The sequence below is a fragment of the Microbacterium sp. BG28 genome (genome assembly GCF_034044005.1).
In the GTDB taxonomy this organism is placed as follows: Bacteria; Actinomycetota; Actinomycetes; order Actinomycetales; family Microbacteriaceae; genus Microbacterium.
This window is the reverse complement of record NZ_JAXCHA010000001.1, coordinates 187653-201999: the sequence shown is the minus strand read 5'-3', so window position 1 is coordinate 201999 and position 14347 is coordinate 187653. Positions and strand designations below refer to the sequence as shown.

Here is a 14347-nt window from a genome sequence, read left to right as displayed (position 1 = left end):
CGAATTTCAAAACCGGCACTACTGTCGGTTTTCGTCAACTCCATCGCGTGGCATCGCCGCCCGCCCAGACGCACCGTCGCGTCAGAGAATCGAGGATCCTCCCCATGACCGAACCCGCACTCGCTGTTCAGCTGTACTCTCTGCGCGACGACCTGGCCGCTGACCGGGAGGAGACCTTCGCACACCTCGCCCGGCTCGGGGTGCGTCGGGTGGAGGCCTACGACATCGTCGGCGGGGGTGCGGCGCTGGCGGAATCCCTCGCGCGTCACGGCCTGCGCAGCCCGAGCGTCCACGCTTCCCTGGTGGGCGCGGGCGAGGGGAGCGCGGCGACGCTGGACGAGGTGTTCGATGCGGCGCACCGGCTCGGGGCGCACACGGTGTTCGAGCCGATGGTGTGGGCCGAGTACTGGCGCGACGAGGATGCGGTGCGCCGTACGGCCGACCGGCTGAATCACGCGGCGTCGGTCGCCGCATCCCGAGGTCTGCGCGTCGGGTACCACAACCACTCGCAGGAGTTCCATCACGTGATCGACGGCCGGAGCGCCTACGAGTTCTTCGTCTCGCTCCTGCGAGAGGACGTCGTCCTCGAGGTCGACGCATACTGGGCCGCTGTCGGGCGGCAGGACGTTCCCGCGCTGGTCACCCGACTCGGGCGGCGGGTGCGGGCCCTGCACATCAAGGACGGCAGCACGGCGTTCGATCCCTTCCTCCCGGACTCGCCTCCGGGTGTCCTCGATCAGGTGCCGGCGGGACAGGGCGAGGTACCGCTCGCCGCGACGTTGGCGGCGGCGAGCTCGCTCGAACTCGCCGTGCTCGAGTTCGACGAGTACGACGGCGACCTCTTCGATGCCCTCGCGGCGGGCATCGCGTTCCTCGCAGAAGCGGGCATCCGATGACCGGCACGGGGCCCGTCGGCATCGGCGTCATCGGCGCCGGCATGATCAGCGACACCTATCTCGAGAACCTCGGCTCGTTCCCGGACGTCCGCGTGACGGCGATCGGCGACCTCGACACGGCTCGCGCGGCAGCCCAGGCGGCCCGCCACGGGGTGCCGCACGCCGGTGCGCCCGAGGATGTGCTCGCCCACTCCGACGTCGAGATCGTCGTCAACCTCACGATCCCCGCCGCGCACGCCGCGGTCAGCGCGGCGGCCATCGCCGCCGGCAAGCATGTCTGGTCGGAGAAGCCCCTCGGGATCGACCGGGAGAGTGCGCTCGCCCTGCTCGCCGCCGCTGATGCCGCGGGCCTACGCGTAGGCGTCGCTCCGGATACGATCCTCGGCCCGGGGATGCAGACCGCGCGCCGCGCCGTGCTGCGCGGCGACATCGGCGTCCCCCTCTCGGCGCACACGACCATGCAGTACATCGGCCCCGACACCTTCCATCCCAACCCGGAGTTCCTCTTCGCCCGCGGCGCCGGGCCCCTCTTCGACATGGGCCCGTACTACGTCTCGGCTCTCGTGAGCGTCTTCGGCGCGGTCGATCGGGTGATGGCGCTCGGAACCCGTTCCCGCACCGCTCGCGAGATCCGAGTGGGGAACCGGGTGGGAGAGACCTTCCCCGTCGAGGTGCCGACACACGTCCAGGCGCTGACCCGCTTCGAGAGCGGCGCGGCCGCCGACAGCGTCTTCAGCTTCGACGCCGTGCTGGCCCGCAGCGGAGTCATCGAGATCAACGGCACGGAGGGAGCGCTCATCGTGCCCGATCCCAATACCTTCGGGGGCGAGGTGCGCGTGGGGCGCGCGCGCGGCGGCGCGGATCCGGTCTGGGAGACGGTCGCGCCCGTCGGCGTTGAGGCGGGCCGAGGGCTCGGCGTGCTGGACATGGCACGGGCCATTCGCACCGGCGGCGCGCATATCGCCACGGGCCGCCTGGGCTATCACGTGCTCGACACCCTGGTGGCGATCGACGAATCCGTGCAGACGGGGGCGGCGGTGGCCGTTGCGAGCACCGTCGACGCCCTGCCCCTCGTGCCAGAGGACCGTGACCCGCGGCAGGCGACGCTGTGACCGGGTTCGCTCCGGTGCGCGCCGGGTTTCTGGGCGGCGGCTTCATGGCGGCCGTGCACTCTCGTGCAGCGCGCGCCGCCGGTGCGCGGCTGGTCGCCCTCGCCAGCTCGTCGCCCGAGCGCGCAGCCCAGGCCGCGGATCGCCTGGGGATCGGACGTCCGGCCAGGGATGCAGCAGAGCTCATCGCTGCGCACGACATCGATGTGGTGCACGTGTGCACCCCCAACCGCGACCACGCGGAGCAGACGCTGGCCGCGCTCGCCGCGGGCAAGCACGTGATCTGCGAGAAACCCCTCGCCACCTCGGTGGACGATGCGCGCGCGGTCGTCGTCGCCGCCGAGGAGGCCGGCGTCGCGGGGGCCGTACCGTTCGTGTACCGGTACCACCCCGTGGTGCGCCAGGCGCGTGAACTCGTCGCCACGGGGGCTGTCGGGCGCATCCTCACGATCGACGGTGCGTATCTTCAGGACTGGTTGCTGGATGCGGGCGACACCGACTGGCGGGTGGATGCGGTCGCCGGCGGGGCCTCCCGCGCCTTCGCCGACATCGGCTCCCACCTCTGCGATCTGCTCGAGTTCGTCACCGGTCGACGGATCGTCGCTCTCTCGGCGCGCACCTCGACGGTGTTCGAGACGCGGGCGGGTGCGGCGGTCGGCAACGAGGACATCGCTGCCGTAATGGTCGAACTCGAGGGCGGGGCGCTGGGGACGCTGCTGGTCAGCCAGCTCGCCCCCGGTCGCAAGAACGGGCTCGTTCTCGAGCTGCACGGCTCGTCGCGCAGCCTCCGCTTCGCTCAGGAGCGGTCGGAGCAGCTGTGGATCGGCTCCCGCGAGGGATCGCAGCTCGTTCTCAGGGATCCGGATGCGCCAGGTGACCGTGGGCTCTCGCTCGTGCCGGCGGGTCACCCGATGGGTTACCAGGACGCGTTCAACGCCTTCGTCGCCGACGCGTACGCGGTGCTCGAGGGTGCGAGCCCGGACGGCCTGCCCACCTTCGCCGACGGTCTGCGGGCCGCCGAGATCACCGACGCCGTGCTCACGTCCGCCCGGGAGCGTCGCTGGGTCGACGTCGCCCCCGTCACCGCGCGAGGGGCCTCCTCGCTCAAATCGAAGGAGTCGCTATGACCAACACGCATCCCGTCACTTTGTTTACGGGGCAGTGGGCGGATCTTCCGTTCGAGGAGGTGGCGGGTTTGGCGGCGTCTTGGGGGTTTGACGGGTTGGAGATCGCGGCGTCGGGTGATCATCTGGATCTGTGTCGTGCGGATGTGGATGATGCGTATGTCGCGTCGCGGCGGGAGATTCTCGACCGGTACGGACTTCGGGTGTTCGCGATCTCGAATCATCTGGCGGGTCAGGCGGTGTGTGATGCGCCGATCGATTTTCGTCATGAGGCGATCGTGCGCGAGTACGTGTGGGGTGATGGTGACGCGGAGGGTGTGCGTCAGCGGGCGGCGGAGGACATGAAGCGGGCGGCGCGGGTGGCCCGCAAGCTCGGTGTGGACACGGTCGTCGGGTTCACCGGGTCGTCGATCTGGCCGTATGTGGCGATGTTCCCGCCGGTTGCGGCCTCGGTGATCGAGGGTGGGTTCGAGGATTTCGCGGCGCGGTGGAATCCGATCCTCGACGTGTTCGATTCGGAGGGGGTGCGGTTCGCGCACGAGGTGCATCCGGGTGAGATCGCGTACGACTATTGGAGTTCTGTGCGCGCGCTGGAGGCGATCGATCACCGCGACGCGTTCGGGTTCAATTGGGATCCGTCGCACATGATGTGGCAGAACATCGATCCGGTCGGGTTCATCTGGGACTTCCAGGACCGGATCTATCACGTGGACTGCAAGGACACCAGGATGCGGCCCCGTAACGGTCGGGCGGGAGTGTTGGGTTCGCACCTGCCGTGGGGGGATCCTCGCCGGGGGTGGGACTTCGTCTCCACCGGTCACGGCGACGTGCCCTGGGAGGACTCCTTCCGCGCCCTCGAAGCCATCGGCTACGACGGCCCCATCTCCATCGAGTGGGAGGACGCGGGCATGGACCGCCGCCACGGCGCCGCCCAAGCGGTCGAGTTCGTCCGGAGCCTGCTCTGGCCCACTCCCACCGCCTCCTTCGACGACGCCTTCCGCAACCAGTAGTACCGAAGAAGCCCGGCCGAGGTCTTGACTTCGTCCAGTCTTCTTCATAGCCTCGTGCTCATACGTAGAAGCATCCATTCCTGATCGATGAATCAGGTGCTCATACGAATGAACACGAGGTGGCCTTCGGAGCACAACAGCGTGCTTCCCGCATCAGAGCATCGTGGCTCGTCGCCGCGGTGACACCCCGAGAACATCCAGTCGAAGGAGACAGGAATGCGCACCACCAGACGAGTCCTCGCCGTAGCCCTCGCGGCATCCGCACTCGTGGCCGTCGCCGGCTGCACGGCCGGCACGACCTCCGCGGGCGGAACCAGAGCCGACACCATCATCTTCGGCAAGTCGGATGGCGGCACCACCTACGTCCGCAACTACAACGTCCTCGGCCCCGCGACCGAGAAGGCGCCGAACGCGGAGCTCATCTACGAGCCGCTCGCGCGCATCGACTATGCCAACGGCGCCGTCGTCGAACCGTGGCTTGCCGCCTCGCTCGATTTCGACGAGTCCGGCACTCAGCTCACGATCGACATCCGCGACGACGTGACCTTCTCCGACGGCGAGGCGCTGACGGCCGATGACGTGGCCTACTCCCTCTCGCTTCCGCTCGAGCGTCCGGAACTCAACCTCGCCGGCGTCACGTACGCCGGTGTCGAGAAGGTCGACGACGACACCGTGCAGGTCTCCTTCGACGAACCGTCGTTCGCCGCTCTGAACCAGTTCGCATCCAGCTCGCTGCCGATGGTGCCCGAGCACATCTGGAAAGACCAGGACCTGACCACCTGGACCAACCCCGACCCGGTGGGCACGGGTCCCTTCACCCTCGACGCCTTCGCCGCGCAGCAGGTCACCCTCAAGGCGCGCGAGGACTACTGGGGTGGCAAGCTCCCCATGGCCTACATGAAGATCCTCGCGACCAGCGGCGAGACCGTGAAGGCTCAGCTGCTGCGCGGCGACGTCGACTGGGCCCCGACCGGCTGGCCCAACGCCGAGCAGGAGTTCGTGGCCCAGAACCCCGAAACGAACCTCTACCAGCTCTACGCCACGGGCGGGGCGTACTCGATGATGTACAACACCGCGCAGGCGCCGTTCGACGACGTCAACGTGCGGCGCGCCTTCGCGATGTCGATCCCTCGGTCGGACATCACCGCCACCCTGAATCGCCCGGGCACCGAGGCCGGCCCCACGGGCCTCGTCGACCAGATCTACTCGGACTGGATCGCCCCGGAATATCAGGGGATGGTGCAGGAGGTCGACGCCGACGCAGCGGTCGCCGCCCTCGCGGCGAGCGGCTACGAGGTGGTCGACGGGGCGCTGGTCAAGGACGGCAAGACCTTCACGCCGCGACTCTCGTTCAACCAGGACTTCGGCTGGAACGCGTACGCCGACATCATGATCAACAGCTGGAAGAAGGTTCTCGGGGTCACCGTCGCCCCCGCGGGCGCACCGGGTGCGACCCTGTACGACCAGCAGAAGACCGGCGACTTCGATCTGACCATCGCGACGACCGGCGGAGCGGGCGTGTACGGCGTGTACAGCTTCCTCGACAGCCGTTACGTCGAGCCGCTCGGTACGGCCGCGGCCACCAACATCGGCCGCTGGAACGACTCCGAGACCGATGAGGTGCTCGGCCAGATGACGCGGGCGGCGGACGAGGCGACGATGAAGGACCTCGGGATGCAGATGCAGCGCATCGTGGTGGACGAGGTGCCGTTCTCGCCGCTGTACAACTCGTACTGGTTCGTCGATGTGAACGCCTCGCACTGGAAGGGTTGGCCGACGCCGGACGACTTCGATGCGGTGCCCTTCCCGAGCCTCGGGCCCGACACCATCCGCACCCTCCTCTCGCTCACTCCCGCATCATGAGCCTGGCACCGGGCGCCGTCACCTCCGCCACGGTCAGCGTGGCGCAGGTGACGGCCAAGAAGAGGCCCCGGCGCGGCCGGAGCATGTTCCTGCTGCGCCGGTTCGGCTTCTATCTGGCCGCAGCATGGGCAGCGATCACGCTCAACTTCGTCATTCCGCGCCTGATGCCCGGTGACCCCTCGGCGGCGATCATCGATCAGCTGGAGCGTGTGAGCGGGCAGGCGCTGCCCCCGGCCACGCTGCAATCCATCCAGGGCCTGTTCGGCAACCCGCAGGAGAACCTCTTCGAGCAGTACGGCGCATACCTCGTGCAGCTGTCGCGGTTCGACCTCGGCGTCTCGATCGTGAACTTCCCCGTGCCGGTCGCGGACCTCGTGGCCACGGGCCTGCCGTGGACCCTCCTGCTGGTGGGCACGACGACGATCGCCGCTTTCCTGTTGGGCACGGCCCTCGGCGTCGCCGCCGGGTGGAGGGCGGGATCGCGATTCGACTCGATCGTCACCCCGCTCACCACCTTCCTGTCCTCGGTGCCGTACTTCTGGATCGCGCTGCTCGCCGTCTGGTACTTCGGCTTCATCCTCGGGTGGTTCCCGCTCGCGGGCGGCTACGACCCCAACCTTCCGATCGGGTTCAACCTGCCTTTCATTCTGAGCGCGCTGCAGTACGGCGCATTGCCGGCGGCGACGATCGTGTTCTCCGCCTTCGGCGGCTGGATGCTCGGAATGCGCAACATGACCGTCACGACGGTCGGTGAGGACTACGTGCTGCTCGCCCAGGCGAAGGGGTTGTCGTCGTCGCGCGTGCGCTGGCGCTACGCCGCCCGCAACGCCATGCTGCCGCAGTTCACGGGCTTCGCGATGGCGCTCGGCGGAGTCGTCGGCGGCGCGCTGCTGACGGAGATCGTCTTCAGCTACCCCGGCATCGGCTACCTGCTCTTCTCCGCGCTGCAGAAGCGCGACTACCCCGTCATGCAGGGCGTCTTCCTCCTCGTGACGCTCACCGTTCTGTTGGCCAACCTCATCGCGGACTCCGTCTACGCCTGGCTCGACCCGCGTGTGCGAGAGGAGAAGTGACGTGAAGTACCGTCTCTTCGCGAACGGCAAGGTGACCTTCGGTGTCGTCGTGCTGGCCTTCTTCGTCCTGCTGGCGCTGTTCGGCCAACTGCTGCTGGACATCTTCGGACTGGATGCGCGCGCCAACGACATCTCCGCCATCTCGCAGCCGCCGAGCCCCCAGCACCTGCTGGGCACCACGCAGTTCGGCCAGGACGTGCTCGCCCAGGTCGTCGAGGGTGCGCGCGGCTCGATGTTCGTCGGTTTCCTGTCGGCGGCGATCGGCACCCTCCTCGCCATCCTCGTCGGCGTGCCGTCCGGTTACTTCCGCGGTGTCACGGGTCAGGCCCTGAACTTCGTGACCAACCTCTTCCTCGTGATGCCCGTGCTGCCGCTGATCTTCGTGGTGGCGGGATACCTGCAGGGCACCGGCCTCGTCATGATCGCCGTCATCATCGGTGTCTTCGGCTGGGCCGGCGGCGCCCGAACCCTCCGTGCGCAGGCGATGAGCGTGAGCAGCCGTGATTTCGTGCAGGCGATGCGGATGATGGGAGAGTCCCACACGCGCCTCATCTTCACCGAGGTGCTCCCGCATCTGTACGGCTGGATCGCGTCGATGTTCCTCGGCGGTCTCATCGGCGGCGTGATGGCCGAGGCAGGTCTGGCCTTCCTCGGCGTATCCGACTCCTCCGCCGTGAGCTGGGGGACCATGATCCAAGCCGCTCAGCAACAGAGCGCCGTGCTCCGCGGACTCTGGTGGTGGCTGGTGCCGCCGGGGCTGTGCATCGCACTGGTCGGCACGGCCGCCGCCCTCATCAACTTCGGCGTGGACGAGCTCGCCAACCCCAAGCTGCGTTCGGCATCGCGCCTCGTCGCCAAGCGCACGGCGCGCGTGCGTCGGGCCGCGGTCGCCGTGGAAGGAGCCTGAGATGACCATCACCGCCGAGAGCCGTGCGGAGGCCGCGTCCGTGTCCGAGCGCGATGACGAGGTCCTGCTGGAGGTCGACCAGCTCAGCGTGGAGTACGCCTCCCTCGGCGCTCCCACCCGCGCTTGCGCCGACGTGACGTTCTCCCTGCACCGCGGCGAGATCCTCGGGGTCGTGGGGGAGTCCGGATCGGGCAAGTCGACGTTGATCACGGCCCTCACGCGCCTCCAGCGTCCGCCGGCCGTCACGACCGCCGGGCGCATCATGTACCACCCGCGTGAGGGCGGTGAGGTCATCGATCTCGTGACCCTCACGCCCAAGAGACTGCGGGAGCTGCGCTGGACGCGTCTGTCGATCGTGCTGCAGAGCGCGATGGATGCGTTGAATCCCGTCATGAGGCTGGGTGCGCAGTTCGTGGATGTGCTGCGCACCCACGACCGTTCCCTCTCGAAGGCGGCGGCCTGGGATCAGGCGCGCCACCTGCTGTCGCTCGTCGGCATCTCCGCCGACCGCGTGCGCAGCTATCCGCACGAGCTCTCCGGCGGGATGCGGCAGCGGGCCACCATCGCCCTGGCGCTCGCGTGCCGTCCCGAGCTGATCGTCATGGACGAGCCCACGACGGCGGTGGATGTCGTGATGCAGCGGCAGATCCTGGCGCAGGTGCTGCGTCTGCGCCGGGAGTTCGGCTTCGCGGTCGTGTTCGTCACCCACGACCTTTCGCTGCTGCTGGAGCTCGCGGATCGCATCGCCGTGATGTATGCGGGCAGGGTGGTGGAGCTGGCCGCCGCATCCGAGATCTACCGTTCGCCGTTGCACCCCTACACGAAGGGGCTGCGCGACTCGTTCCCGCCACTGCACGCGACGGCCACGCGGCTCGAGGGGATCCCCGGAACGCCGCCGGATCTGCGGGCGCTGCCTGCCGGGTGCTCGTTCGCCCCGCGGTGTCCGCGCGCGTTCGATCGGTGTGCGCGCGAACTGCCGCTGCCGCGCACGCGTGGCGACCGCGAGGTCGCCTGTCACCTGCACGATGAGGAGGTCCCCGCATGAGCGAGGCGGTTCTGGAGGCCATCGATGTCTCCAAGCACTTCACGGTGACCGGCGCCGTGGGCCGCTCCGCGATCGTGCGCGCCGTCGAGGGGGCGAGTATCCGCCTCGTCCCGGGGCGCGTCACCGCGGTGGTGGGCGAGAGCGGCAGCGGCAAGACCACGCTCGCTCGGATGCTGGCCCGCTTCTATGAGCCGACCTCGGGCGAGATCCTGCTCGACGGGCGGCCGGTGGCGACCGGACGAAACGTGGACAAGGCCTACCGCAAGGCCGTGCAGCTGATCTTCCAGGACCCTTTCGGCTCGCTCAACCCGCTTCACCGAGTGCGGCACAACCTCGACCGGGCGCTCCGGCTGCACCAGAGCGCGACCACGCGTGCCGAGCGCGAGCAGCAGATGATCGCCCTGCTCGAACGGGTCAGTCTCAGCCCCGCCCGCGATTTCCTGGACAAGTTCCCGCATGAGCTCTCCGGCGGGCAGCGCCAGCGCGTGGTGATCGCGCGGGCACTCGCCGTGAGACCGCGCGTGCTGCTCGGCGACGAACCGATCTCGATGCTCGACGTGTCGATCCGGCTCGAGATGCTCAACCTGCTGAACCGCCTGTGCCGCGAAGACGGTCTCGCGATGCTGTACATCACGCACGACATCGCGAGCGCCCGCTACCTGTGCGACGACATCGTCGTCATGTACGCCGGGCAGATGGTCGAGGCGGGGCCCAAGGACGAGGTCATCTCCCGTCCCCAGCACCCGTACACGAAGCTGCTCGTCGAGTCCTCTCCCGATCCGCACCGCGCCACGGTCCTCGACCGCGACGAGCTGTTCGGGACGGCCGACGACCTCGGCGAGCCCCCCAGCCTGATCGAGCCGCCCGAGGGGTGCCGGTTCCATCCGCGGTGCCCGTTCGCGATGGAGCGCTGCCGCACCGAGGCGCCGCCGCGCACGGTGCAGCCGGACGGGCACTGGGCCGACTGCTGGCTGCATCAGGTCGGCCGCGCCGACCTGATCGATGACACCTCGATGACCGCCCCCACCCTCGAGACGCCGACGGAGGCATCCGCATGACCGATCACTCCTCGCTCCCCCCTCGTGGGCGCGTCGCGCGCCAGGCCGATGTCGCGCGCCTCGCGGGGGTCTCGCAGTCCGCCGTATCCCGGGTCATCAGCGGCGACGCGTCGTCGTCCCGAATCCCTGAGGAGACGCGGCGTCGGGTGCAGGAGGCGATCGCGCAGTTGGGATACGTGCCCAACCCGGTGGCGCGGAACCTCCGCGGCAAGCGCACCCAGCTGCTCGGCGTCCACACGTTCGAGCCGTTGTTCCCGCACGCGCGCGAGTCCTTCTACTTCGAGTTCCTGCTCGGCATCGAGGAGCGGGCGGAGGAGAGCGGACACGACCTCGTCCTCTTCAGCTCTACGGGCGACGGCTCGGGCACCCGCCGCATCTATCGCGCCGAGACCAACCGACTCACCATCGCCGACGGCAGCATCCTGCTCGGCATGACCCCCGACCGCGCGGAACTCGCCAGGCTCTGGCAGGACGGATATCCCTTCGTCCACATCGGCCGCCGTGACGTTCCGGGCGCGCCGTTCCCCTGCATCGTGCCCGACTACTGGAGCGCCGCCGCCGAGATCGTCGAGCGGCTGCATGCGCTCGGGCACCGCAGCATCGCGTACGTAAGGGACTCCATCGGCGGTGAGCCCTACGACGACCGCCGCGCCGGCTACCGGGAGGCCGTGGAGCACTTGAAGCTCCGCGACGACTCGCCGGGCTACACCGACGAGGTCGCGGGGCTTCCCGACGTCGTCGTCGATGCGCTCGCAACCGGCCGCGCGACCGCTGTCGTCGTGGAATCGGAGCGGATCGCCGAAACACTGCGAGCGCGACTCGCCGAGCGGGGGGTCTCCGTTCCGCGGGACGTGTCGGTCGCCGTCCTGGAGGACACCGCGGCGACCGGCGCAGGCTGGAGCGATCTGCGCATCCCGCGGAAGGAGATCGGCCGCATCGCCGTCGACCGGCTCATCGCCATGGTCGAGGACCCTACGGCGCCCCGGGAGAGTGTGTTGGTGCGGTGCGACCTCGTCGCGGGCGGCACGGTCGCCGAGGCGCGCACGGAGCGTGGCGCATGAGCGACGCGGGCGCGGATCTGCTCATCGTCGGCGGCGGATGCGGTGGTGTCGCTGCGGCCCTGACGGCGCTGCGATTGGGGCTTCGGGTGCTGCTCACCGAGGAGACGGACTGGCTCGGCGGGCAGCTCACGGCCCAGGCCGTGCCGCCGGACGAGAACGCCTGGATCGAGGGGCCGCACGCGTCGCCCGGCTACGCCGAATTCCGGCAGCGGGTGCGCGCGTACTACCGCCGCAATTACCCGCTGACCCCGAAGGTCGCGGCGGACCCGCTGCTGGATCCTGGGCTGGGGATCGTCAGTCGCCTCTGCCACGAGCCGCGGGTCGCCGCTGCGGTGATCGATGAGATGGTCGCGCCGTGGCTGGCTTCGGGTCGGCTACGCGTGCTGTTCGAGCATCGACCCGTCGCCGTGGAGCTTGTGGCCGACCGCATCCGCTCGGTCACCGTGCGCGCTGCCGACGGGGCGGAGAAGGAGCTGCGGGCGCCGATCGTCGTCGACGCCACGGAATTGGGTGACCTGCTGGAACTCGGCGGCGTAGAGCACGTGATCGGCGCCGAGGGCCGTGACGATACGGGCGAGCTGCACGCGCCCGAGACCGCGGACCCGATGGACCAGCAGGCTGTCTCATGGTGTTTCGCGCTCGAGCACCGACCGGGGGAGGACCACACGGGCGACAAACCCGCGCGATACGACCACTGGCGCACACACGTGGATCCGTTCTGGCCGGGACCGCAGCTGTCGTGGGTCGACGTCGAGCCCATCGGCTTGCGCGTGCGCACCCGGCCGATCTTTCAGCTGCGACCGACTCCCGACGTGCCGTTCGACCTCTGGCGCTTTCGTCGGGTGGTGGCGGCGGAGAACTTCCGCGACGGCACCATCGACTCCGATGTCTCACTCGTCAACTGGCCGCAGATCGACTACTGGGAGGCTCCGCTGCTGGGCGTAGGGGAGCAACAGCGCGAGCGCGCGCTCGCCGCCAGCCGGGATCTCTCGGCGTCATTCCTGTACTGGATGCAGACGGAAGCTCCCCGCGAGGACGGCGGTGAGGGGTACCCGGGGCTGCGCCTGCGCGGCGACGTGACCGGCACGGCCGACGGGTACGCGAAGGCGCCGTACATCCGTGAAGCGCGGCGGGCGCTCACCGAGTTCCGCGTGTTGGAGCAGCATGTCGGCGTCGAGGCGCGCGGGGCGGGCGTCGGCAGCGAGCTCTTCGCCGACAGTGTCGGCCTCGGCCACTACCGGATCGACCTGCATCCCAGCACTGCCGGTCGCACCTATGTCGACATCGAGTCGTATCCGTTCCAGATCCCCCTCGGCGCTCTCCTGCCGGTGCGCGTCGACAATCTTCTTCCGGCGGGCAAGAACATCGGAACCACCCACATCACGAACGGGTGCTACCGACTGCACCCGGTGGAGTGGGCGATCGGTGAGGCCGTGGGTGCGCTCGCCGCGTTCAGCCTGCAGCGAGCCAGACCGCCCCGTGCCGTCCGCGCCGAGCCGCGGCTGCTCGAGGAGTACCAGAGCCTGCTCACCCGGACGCTCGGGATCAGCCTGCGTTGGCCCGAGGAGGTGCGCACGCATCACTGGAAGCCGGAGTCCGCGTCGCGGGATGCGGCGGTGCCCACCGGCTGAAGGGTCTTCCCGGCTCCGGCCGGAAGCGTCGTAGGCAACGAGGCCCGCGACGAACAGGAAAGGGAACACACCATGCACCGATCCTCCTCACGCGCCCCTCGGCGCTGGGCGTTCGGATTCGCCGCGGCGCTCGCCGCCGCGGTGCTGTCCGTACCGCTCGCCGCGCACGCGGTCACGGAGTCCGAAGCCGCAGCGGCGGATGCGGCGGCGACGCTGCCCGCACTGCAGGTCGAAGGAAACCGCATCGTCGACGCGAACGGCGAGGATGTCGCCCTCCGCGGCGTCTCCGTTCTCGCGCCGGAGCAGAACGACCTGTGCGAGTACTGCAACGCGCGCCCCACATCCGAGCTCATCGATGTGGCGGTGGACTGGAACTCACGGGTCGTCCGACTCCCGGTCACCGAGATCGGCGCGACGACGGATCTCGCCGCTTACGACGCCCAGTACATCGCCCCCTATGTGGCTCAGGCGGTGGAGCGCGGTGTCTACCTCATCATCGACCTGCACCTCGTGCGCAACTACGGGGATGCGGCCGGCGCCGTGCCGCGTTCGACGGTCGAGAGGTTCTGGGACTACATCGCGCCCCTCTACGGCTCGAATCCCAACGTGGTGTTCGAGGTGTTCAACGAGCCGATCTCTCCGGCGAGCTGGACGACCTGGAAGGACTACATCCAGCCGGTCGTGGACGGCATCCGCGATGTCGCACCGAACACCCTCTTGCTCATGGGCTCGCCGCAGTGGAGCACGATGCTCAACGGTGCGCTGACCGACCCCATCGTCGGTGGGAACATCGCCTACGTCTACCACCTCTACCCGAACCAGGGGGCGCCGACGACAGCGCTGCTGGACCAGAAGTTCGGCACCGCTGCCCAGACGTTGCCCGTCGTGGTCAGCGAGTTCGGCTGGAACCCGCCGGGTGAGTTCTCGGACTCGATCACTGCGGGCACCACGACGAACTGGGGCGTGCCGTTCCGCTCGTACATGGACGCGCGTCCCTGGATCGGATGGCAGGCCTGGATCCTCGACAACTTCTGGAAGCCTCAGATGTTCGACTACGACTGGAACATCCTCGCGGGCGAGCATCAGGGGCAGTTCGTGAAGGACTGGCTGGCGGGCGCACCCAACACGTCCCCGTGCGCGGATCACGATGCGATCAGCGCGAGTGTGCAGGTGTCCTCGCAGTACAGCGCGTCTACACCGGGTACGAAGCTGGTCGACGGCGACTGCTCGGACGTGGGGCGCTGGCTCTCCGCGGTGGGGGACACGACCCCCACGGCCACACTCACCTTCGCCCAGCCGCTCGATGTGGCTTCGGTGGGGCTGTACAGCGGATACGGCAGCAGCGTCGGCACGGTGCTGGTGGATTTCACGGTCGAGGTCCACACGAGCGCCGGATGGCAGACGGCGGCCACGGTCACCGGTAACACGCAGGGCGCGCGGGAGATCGCCGTCGGCGTCGCCGGCGTCGACCAGCTGAGGCTCGTGGTGACCAACCCGTCCGCATCGACGACGGAAGCGAAGATCGCCCGCGTGCACGAGATCGCCGTGCACGCCGGCTGACCTCGCCCAC

12 protein-coding genes are annotated in these 14347 nt (G+C 69.1%); all 12 read left to right on the top strand.

Annotated features, from left to right (window positions below):
* The first annotated feature begins 104 nt into the window (after positions 1–104).
* The gene (locus SK224_RS00985; RefSeq protein ID WP_320432987.1) at positions 105–896 is read left to right on the top strand and encodes a sugar phosphate isomerase/epimerase; all 792 of its coding nucleotides are present in this window, start codon (positions 105–107) and stop codon (positions 894–896) included.
* Positions 893–2008, top strand: a complete 1116-nt coding sequence (locus tag SK224_RS00980) for a Gfo/Idh/MocA family oxidoreductase (RefSeq protein WP_320432986.1) — start codon at positions 893–895, stop codon at positions 2006–2008. Before SK224_RS00985 ends, SK224_RS00980 begins: the two co-directional genes overlap by 4 nt.
* Positions 2005–3132 (top strand): Gfo/Idh/MocA family oxidoreductase, encoded by a 1128-nt coding sequence (locus SK224_RS00975; protein WP_320432985.1) that lies wholly within the window; start codon positions 2005–2007, stop codon positions 3130–3132. The genes SK224_RS00980 and SK224_RS00975 overlap by 4 nt, the downstream gene beginning before the upstream one ends.
* The gene (locus tag SK224_RS00970; RefSeq protein ID WP_320432984.1) at positions 3129–4139 is read left to right on the top strand and encodes a sugar phosphate isomerase/epimerase family protein; all 1011 of its coding nucleotides are present in this window, start codon (positions 3129–3131) and stop codon (positions 4137–4139) included. Before SK224_RS00975 ends, SK224_RS00970 begins: the two co-directional genes overlap by 4 nt.
* Positions 4140–4355: 216 nt before the next feature.
* The gene (locus SK224_RS00965; protein ID WP_320432983.1) at positions 4356–6002 is read left to right on the top strand and encodes an ABC transporter substrate-binding protein; all 1647 of its coding nucleotides are present in this window, start codon (positions 4356–4358) and stop codon (positions 6000–6002) included.
* Positions 5999–7075, top strand: coding sequence for an ABC transporter permease (locus SK224_RS00960; RefSeq protein WP_320432982.1), 1077 nt, complete (start codon positions 5999–6001; stop codon positions 7073–7075). Before SK224_RS00965 ends, SK224_RS00960 begins: the two co-directional genes overlap by 4 nt.
* Position 7076: 1 nt before the next feature.
* On the top strand, positions 7077–7982 hold the full coding sequence (locus SK224_RS00955; protein WP_274286088.1) for an ABC transporter permease: 906 nt from the start codon (positions 7077–7079) through the stop codon (positions 7980–7982).
* Position 7983: 1 nt separating this feature from the next.
* A complete protein-coding gene (locus SK224_RS00950; RefSeq protein ID WP_320432981.1) occupies positions 7984–9027 on the top strand; it encodes an ABC transporter ATP-binding protein in 1044 nt (347 codons plus the stop codon).
* Complete coding sequence (locus tag SK224_RS00945) at positions 9024–10085, top strand: ABC transporter ATP-binding protein (protein ID WP_320432980.1); 1062 nt, start codon at positions 9024–9026, stop codon at positions 10083–10085. The genes SK224_RS00950 and SK224_RS00945 overlap by 4 nt, the downstream gene beginning before the upstream one ends.
* On the top strand, positions 10082–11146 hold the full coding sequence (locus SK224_RS00940; RefSeq protein ID WP_320432979.1) for a LacI family DNA-binding transcriptional regulator: 1065 nt from the start codon (positions 10082–10084) through the stop codon (positions 11144–11146). Before SK224_RS00945 ends, SK224_RS00940 begins: the two co-directional genes overlap by 4 nt.
* Positions 11143–12777 (top strand): FAD-dependent oxidoreductase, encoded by a 1635-nt coding sequence (locus tag SK224_RS00935; RefSeq protein ID WP_320432978.1) that lies wholly within the window; start codon positions 11143–11145, stop codon positions 12775–12777. Before SK224_RS00940 ends, SK224_RS00935 begins: the two co-directional genes overlap by 4 nt.
* Before the next feature lie 72 nt (positions 12778–12849).
* Positions 12850–14337 carry a glycoside hydrolase family 5 protein gene (locus SK224_RS00930; RefSeq protein WP_320432977.1) on the top strand — a complete coding sequence of 496 codons (1488 nt, stop codon included), beginning with the start codon at positions 12850–12852 and terminating at the stop codon, positions 14335–14337.
* Positions 14338–14347 lie beyond the last annotated feature (10 nt).